6 protein-coding genes are annotated in these 6,940 nt (G+C 63.5%); 4 read left to right on the forward strand and 2 right to left on the reverse strand.

From position 1 onward, the window contains the following. The first annotated feature begins 66 nt into the window (after nt 1–66). Nucleotides 67–2,166: a DNA topoisomerase IV subunit B gene (gene parE, locus QM672_RS30900; RefSeq protein ID WP_367622506.1), complete on the forward strand. Its 2,100-nt coding sequence runs from the start codon at nt 67–69 to the stop codon at nt 2,164–2,166. 139 nt (nt 2,167–2,305) lie between these two features. Here parE and QM672_RS30905 read toward each other — a convergent pair whose 3' ends face one another. Both QM672_RS30905 and QM672_RS30910 read right to left on the reverse strand, forming a co-directional pair. Further along, nucleotides 2,306–3,160: a MurR/RpiR family transcriptional regulator gene (locus QM672_RS30905; RefSeq protein WP_415087186.1), complete on the reverse strand. Its 855-nt coding sequence runs from the start codon at nt 3,158–3,160 to the stop codon at nt 2,306–2,308. Between the two features lie 28 nt (nt 3,161–3,188). Continuing rightward, entirely contained in the window at nt 3,189–4,265 is a 1,077-nt protein-coding gene (locus tag QM672_RS30910) for a spermidine/putrescine ABC transporter substrate-binding protein (RefSeq protein WP_415087188.1), read from the reverse strand. Nucleotides 4,266–4,433: 168 nt separating this feature from the next. On the opposite strand from QM672_RS30910, the gene QM672_RS30915 reads away from it, so the two are divergent. The 3 genes from QM672_RS30915 to QM672_RS30925 all read left to right on the forward strand — a co-directional run. Continuing rightward, entirely contained in the window at nt 4,434–5,525 is a 1,092-nt protein-coding gene (locus QM672_RS30915) for an ABC transporter ATP-binding protein (protein WP_415087190.1), read from the forward strand. Between the two features lies 1 nt (nt 5,526). Beyond that, nucleotides 5,527–6,432, forward strand: coding sequence for an ABC transporter permease (locus tag QM672_RS30920; RefSeq protein WP_415087192.1), 906 nt, complete (start codon nt 5,527–5,529; stop codon nt 6,430–6,432). Then, on the forward strand, nt 6,429–6,940 hold a 512-nt coding region (locus tag QM672_RS30925; protein ID WP_415087194.1), incomplete at its 3' end, for an ABC transporter permease. The genes QM672_RS30920 and QM672_RS30925, both read left to right, overlap by 4 nt.

A 6,940-nucleotide genomic window follows, 5' to 3' on the forward strand; every position in this document is an offset into this window, starting at 1 on the left:
ATCGAACCTGCGATTCGATCAGGGATAACCCGCTCAGCGAAACGCATTGTGCGAGATACCGACTGCATGAGTGATACCTCCGATCTGTTCGGGAGCGACAAGCCCGCCCAATCCAAGACGAGCACCGACAAGGCTGAGAATACGAAGCGCCCCTCGACCCAGTCGATCGCGGCCGCCTTGAAAGCGGGCCTTGCCCCCAAGCCCGCCGCGGCGAAAGGCGGCGAGGACGGCTATGGCGCCTCCTCCATCCGCGTGCTCGAGGGCATCGAAGCCATTCGCATGCGCCCCGGCATGTATATCGGCTCGACCGGGCCGGAAGGCGACGGCCTGCACCATCTCTTCGCCGAGGTGATCGACAACTCGATGGACGAGGCGGTGGCCGGCCACGCCACCTTTATCGATGTCGAGCTCACCGCCGATGGCTTCGTCTCGATCACCGACAATGGGCGCGGTATCCCGGTCGAGCCCCATCCCCAATTTCCGGACGAGTCGACCCTGCAGGTCGTGATGACCAGGCCGCATTCGGGCGGCAAGTTCAACTCCGACGCCTACCAGACCTCCGGCGGCCTGCACGGCATCGGCGTCACCGCGGTGACCGCCCTGTCGGAGCTCATGGAGGTGGAAGTGGCGCGCGGGCGCGAACTCCACCGCCAGCGTTTTGCCCGCGGCGTGCCGCTCGGCCCGGTCGAGCACATCGGTGCTGCCCCCAATCGCCGCGGCACCCGCGTGCGCTTCAAGCCGGACATCGAGATCTTCAAGCACGGCATCGCCTTCGATCCCATGCGCCTGTTCAAGATGGCGCGCTCCAAGGCCTATCTCTTTCGCGGCGTCGAGATCCGCTGGAAATGCGCGCCGGAACTGCTGGCCGGCCACAGCGACGTACCGGCCGAGGAGAGCTTCAAATTCCCGCGAGGCCTGGAAGACTATCTGCGCTCGGCCAGCGAGGGCCTCGAACTCGTCACCGAGCAGATGTTCTCCGGCCGCGTGCCCAAGCCGGAGGGACACGGTTCGGTGGAATGGGCCATCGGCTGGTTCGCCGAGGACGAAGGCTATGTCTCCTCCTATTGCAACACCGTGCCCACCCGCGAAGGCGGTACCCATGAGGCGGGCCTGCGCATCGCCCTCTTGCGCGGCCTGAAGGATCATGCCGAGCGGATCGGCAACAAGCGCGCCAACCAGCTCACCACCGAAGACGTGATGGCCTGCACGGCCGCCATGCTCTCGGTGTTCATCCGCGAGCCGGAATTCTCGTCCCAGACCAAGGCCAAGCTGGTGACCACGGAAGCCAGCCGCATCGTCGAGCAGGCCTTGAAGGATGCCTTCGACCATTGGCTGGCCTCGATGCCCTCCCAGGCCGCCAAGCTGCTCGACTTCGTGGTCGAAAGGGCCGAGGAGCGCCTGCGCCGCCGGGCCGAGAAGGACGTGGCCCGCAAGACCGCCACGCGCAAGCTGCGCCTGCCCGGCAAACTCGCGGATTGCTCGAACAATGCCGCGCAAGGCTCTGAATTGTTTATCGTCGAAGGTGATTCCGCCGGCGGCTCCGCCAAGCAGGCGCGTGACCGCGCCAACCAGGCGGTGCTCCCCTTGCGCGGCAAGATCCTCAACGTCGCCAATGCCGGCAAGGACAAGCTCGCCCAGAACCAGCAATTGCAGGATCTGGGGCAGGCGCTCGGCTGCGGCATGGGTACGCAATATCGCGACGATGATCTGCGCTACGAGAAGATCATCATCATGACGGATGCCGACGTCGACGGCGCCCATATCGCTTCGCTCCTGATCACCTTCTTCTGGCGCCAGATGCCGCGCCTGATCGAGCGCGGGCACCTTTATCTCGCCGCCCCGCCCCTCTATCGCCTGACCCAAGGCACCAAATCGCTCTATGCGCGTGACGATGCCCACAAGGATGAATTGGTGAAATCGGCCTTCAAGCCCAATCAGAAGATCGAGATCGGCCGCTTCAAGGGCCTGGGCGAGATGATGCCGGCTCAGCTGAAGGAAACCACCATGGACCCCAAGAAGCGCACACTTCTCAAGGTCACGGTGATCGACGAGGAACGCGCGGAGACCTCGATTTCCGTCGAACGGCTGATGGGCAACAAGCCTGAAGCCCGTTTTGCCTTCATCCAGGAACAGGCCGCCTTCGCCGGCGAACTGGTGGATATCTGAGACCGAGTAGCACTGGAGTGCCCGGCAGGGGAGCACTTCTCCGGGTGCGCGGACGTCCCGTCCGCCTTTTCTCTGCAAACGAGGCGTTTCCAGGAGCGGACGAGAGGTCCGCGCACCGGGACATTCGCCGCGGCGAAGCTCAGGTCTCGAAATCGCCGAAGACGTCCTGGAGGCGGGTCAGCGCCTCGACGCGTTCGCTGACCTCCTCGCCCAGCACGACGATGACATTGCTCAGCATCAGGTCGAGCACGGCCGTGATCGTCGCCGCCCCGTCCCAGAGCGGGCCGTGGGACCCCGGCACCACCAGGCAGATGTCGGAAACCTCCGCGCCCCACGGACAGAACTCGTCGGTGATCAGGACAACCTTCACGCCGGCGCGGCGCGCCTCGACCGCCAAGGGCCGTGCCTTGGAGGCGAAGCGGCGGACGTCGTGCAGGAAGAGCAGCCTGCCGCTCACCGAGCCGTCGAGCAGTTCGGCATAGGTGCCGTTCAGCCCGTCAACGAATTGCACGCGCGGCCGCGTGTAGGAGAGCTGGCTGGCGAAATATTGGGCGATGCCCCGCACATTCTGGTAGGCGGCGACATAGACCTCGCTTGCGCCGACCAGGGCCTCGATGGTCTGTTGCCATTCGGCCGAGGTCGTCAGCCCGTAGATCTGGCCGAGATTGTCGATCTGCTGCTGGATCAGGCCGGCCAGCAGCTTGCCGCCGCTGATATCTTCGCGCAGCCGGTCGACCGGCCCCTTCACCTGCCAGGCCGGATTAGAGCTGCCGCGCCGCAATTCGCGCTTGAGCTGGTCGAGGCCGTCGAAGCCCATGCGCCGGAGAAAGCGCCCCACCGTCATCGGCGAGAGCTCGAGGCGTTCGGCGATCGACTTGGCGGTCTCGAACGGAAGATCGGCGATGTTCCGTTCGAGATAATTGGCGATCAGCTTGTCGGACTTCGACCGCCGCAATGCCTCGTCTTGCAGGAGCTTCAGGATACGCTGCGCCACATCACCTCCCCAGGGCGTGCCGTCGGCCTCACTGGGCCGTCTTGACCTTGGTCCAGACGCGGTCCAGCTGGCGAATGCCGGGGCCGAGATCCTGAAAGATCTGCAACCTCTGCATGGTTTCCTGCGGCGGATTGATCTCCTTGCTATTCTTGATGTTGTCGGGGGTCAATTGCCGGGCCGGCAGATTGGGCGTGCCGTTGGTCTGCTGCGAGACGTTCAGGGCCGCAATCTCGGGCCGGGTGTAGAATTGCAGGAACTTGATGGCGTTCTGCTTGTTCGGCGCCGATTTGAGGACGCAGATATCCTCCTGATACATGGTGGCCCCCTCCTCCGGGATGACGAAGCCGAGATCCTTGGGGTTGCCGAAGACGTCGATCATCGCGCCGATGAAGAAATGCGCCGCAGCGACATCGCCCGCCCCCACCATCGGGCGTGCGTCATAGGTGAAGGCGGCAACCTGCGGCTTCATGGCGATCATGGTCTCGGCCGCCTGCTGCAGTTCGGCCGGATCGGTCGAGTTGACTTTGTGGCCGTTGAGGATCAGTCCGACCGCGAGCACCTCGCGCATGTCGTCGAGCAGGGTGAATTTCAGGCCCTTCGCCTTCACCGTGGCAAGCAGATCCTTCCAGCCGGTGATGTCCTTGCCCAGCACCTTGCGGTTATAGAGTATGCCGACCGAACCGAAGGCATAGGGCAGGCAATATTCGCCCTTCGGATCACTCTTGGCCCTGAGGAAGCTGGGTTCGATGTTCTTGAAACCCTCATAGGTGTCGATATCGGTCTTCTCGAGGAGACCGAGCTTGTCCATGATGTCCTGCATGTGGACCGACGGAAAGACGATGTCGTAGCCCGTCGCCCCGCCCTGGATCTTGGCGAGCATCTCTTCGTTGGAGGAATAGGTCGAGAGATTGACCTTGATCTTGGTCTCCTCCTCGAACTTCTTCAGCACCGCCGGATTGATGTATTCGCCCCAATTATAAACGTTGAGCTCCTCCGCTCGGGCGCCGCTCACCGTCAGCAGCGCCGCCAGCGACAGGGCCAGGCCTGCGCACCAGGCGCGCCGCTTCGTCCGGCCTCGACCGGCCGCATCAATGGTCTTGGTCATCGAAATTCTCCTCTGGTGACTTGCGCCCGGCACGAACCACCAGGGTCCGATTTTCCTTCGCGCTTTGCAGGCCACGGCTTCTGTCGGCCGTTGACTTCACCCGATAAATGGTATCCAAATATCTTAGCATAACAAGAGTTATTTTGATAACATTCCGAGGGAAGACAGATGCAGGACCAGATCGTCCGGCTGGTGGGAGCGGCCAAGGCCTTCCCCACCCCGGAAGGGCGCAGCGTGACGGCACTGGACGCGATCGATCTCGATGTGCGCCGCAATGAGTTCCTGACGCTGCTTGGCCCCTCCGGCTGCGGCAAGACCACCTTGCTCCATGCCATCAGCGGTTTCGTCGAGCTCGATTCGGGACGGATCCTCATCGACGGGGAGGACATGACCGAGCGCCCGCCCTATCGCCGCCCCGTCAATACCGTGTTCCAGAACTACGCCCTCTTCCCGCATATGACCGTGGGCGAAAACACCGGCTATGCCCTCGAAATCGCCGGCGTCGGCAAGGCCGAGCGCCTGCAGCGCGTCACCGCCGCATTGCGCATGGTCGGCCTGGAAGGTACCGAAAGCCGGCGGCCGCGCCAGCTATCCGGCGGCCAGCAGCAGCGCGTCGCCCTCGCCCGGGCCATCATCGCCCGGCCCAAGCTCGTCCTTCTGGACGAACCCTTGTCGGCGCTCGACAAGAATCTGCGCCAGGCCATGCAGATCGAGCTCAAGACGCTGCAGCACGAGCTCGGCATCTCCTTCATCTTCGTGACCCACGACCAGCAGGAAGCCCTGACCATGTCCGATCGCGTGGCCGTGCTTTCAGGCGGCCGCATCCAGCAGCTCGACACGCCGCGCAACGTCTACGACCACCCCGCCAATATTTTCGTCGCTACCTTCGTGGGCGCCAGCAACCTGTTCGAAGGCGAGGTCCGGGGTGATGAACTGGTGACGGAAGAGGGCACGACGATCCGCCATCGTACGGCACGAACATCGGCATCCGGCAGCGCCACCGCCCTCATCCGCCCCGAGCAGTTCCTCCTGGCAGACGATGACGCCAGTCTTCCCGGCCTCGATATCGAGCTCAGGCAGATCGTCTTCGTGGGTTCGTCCTTCGAATTGTTCGGGCATACGGGCCAGGGCCGGCCGATCGTGGTCGAAGTGCCCGCCACGCGCCGCGAGGCCGTCGGAGCCATCGAACAAAGCCGCCGGGCGCGGATCTCCTACGATCCCGGCGCCGTCCATCTCATCGAGCCGAGCGCGAGCGCCTGACATGTCCATCGCCAGCCGCCGCCGTATCGAACTTTCCCTGCTGCTCGGTCCTGTCAGCGTTTTCCTCGCGCTCTTCTTCCTGGTGCCGCTTGCCATCATGATGGTCACCAGTTTCCTCGCCCCGGGCCTCTATGGCGGGGTGGAATGGAGCTTCTATCCGCATAATTTCGGGCGCATCCTCGGCTTTGCCGATCCGGCCTTCGAGGAATTTGATCCGATCTACATCGCGATCTTCCTGCGCTCCCTGAAGATCGCCGCCTTCACGGTGCTGACCGCCTTGATCGTGTGCTATCCGGCTGCCTTCTGCATCGCCGGCCTGCCGGCGCGCTGGAAGAATTTCTGCCTGTTCCTGATCACCCTGCCCTTCTTCACCAGCCTGATCGTGCGCCTGTTCGTCTGGGTGCTGATCCTGCGCCAGACCGGCCTGGTCAACGAGGCGCTGCTGTCGAGTGGACTGATCGCCCGTCCGCTCGATCTGATCTACACCGACGGCGCCATTATCTTAGGCATGGTCTATGTCTACATCCCCTTCATGTTCATGCCCGTCTATGCCAGCGTGGAGAAGCTCGACTGGACGCTGGTACGCGCCTCGCTCGATCTCGGCGCCGGACCGGTCCGCACATTCCTGCGCATCATCCTGCCTCTGACCGCTCCCGGCATCGCCGGCGGTGCGGTGATCGTCTTCATCCCGGCGCTCGGCAATTTCGTGGTGCCGGCCATTCTCGGCGGCGCCAAGGTGATGATGCTCGGCAACCTGATCGAGCAGCAATTCCTCTCCGCCCGCAACTGGCCCTTCGGCTCGGCGCTCGCCATGATGGTGATGAGCGTGATGCTCGTCCTGCTGATGGTCTATGTCTTCGCCTCCAGCCGCCGCCCCGCGGCGGCGAGCCAGGGAGGCGGCGCATGAAAGCCGTTCGCTTCCTCGCCCGTGGCGGCCTCGTCGCCTATACGGCCCTGTTCTTCGCCTTCATCTATGTGCCTCTCGCGGTCATCGCGGTCTATTCGTTCAACGCCAATCCGGTGAACATGATGACCTGGAGCGGCTTCACCACCGAGTGGTATGCCCAGGTCCTCGGTTTCAAGACCGCGATCTCGGAGAGCGCCCTTTATATCGAATCGACCGACCAGCTCCTGCGCGCCGTCAGGAACAGCCTCGTCATCGCCGGGGCGACCACGGCAATCGCCACCATCTTCGGCACGGCACTCGCCATCGCCTTGCACCGCTATGCCTTCTTCGGTGCCCGCTTCTATCGAGCCTCGCTGTTCATGCCCATGCTGATGCCGGACATCGTGCTCGGCATCGCCCTCTTGATCTTCTTCGTCAATGCCGGCATCGAACTCGGGCTGAAAACGATCATCATCGGCCAGTGCACCTTCCTGATCTCCTATGTCTTCATCGTCGTCTCGGCCCGGCT

The sequence above is a fragment of the Labrys sp. (in: a-proteobacteria) genome (assembly GCF_047605565.1).
Lineage (GTDB): Bacteria > Pseudomonadota > Alphaproteobacteria > Rhizobiales > Labraceae > Labrys > Labrys neptuniae.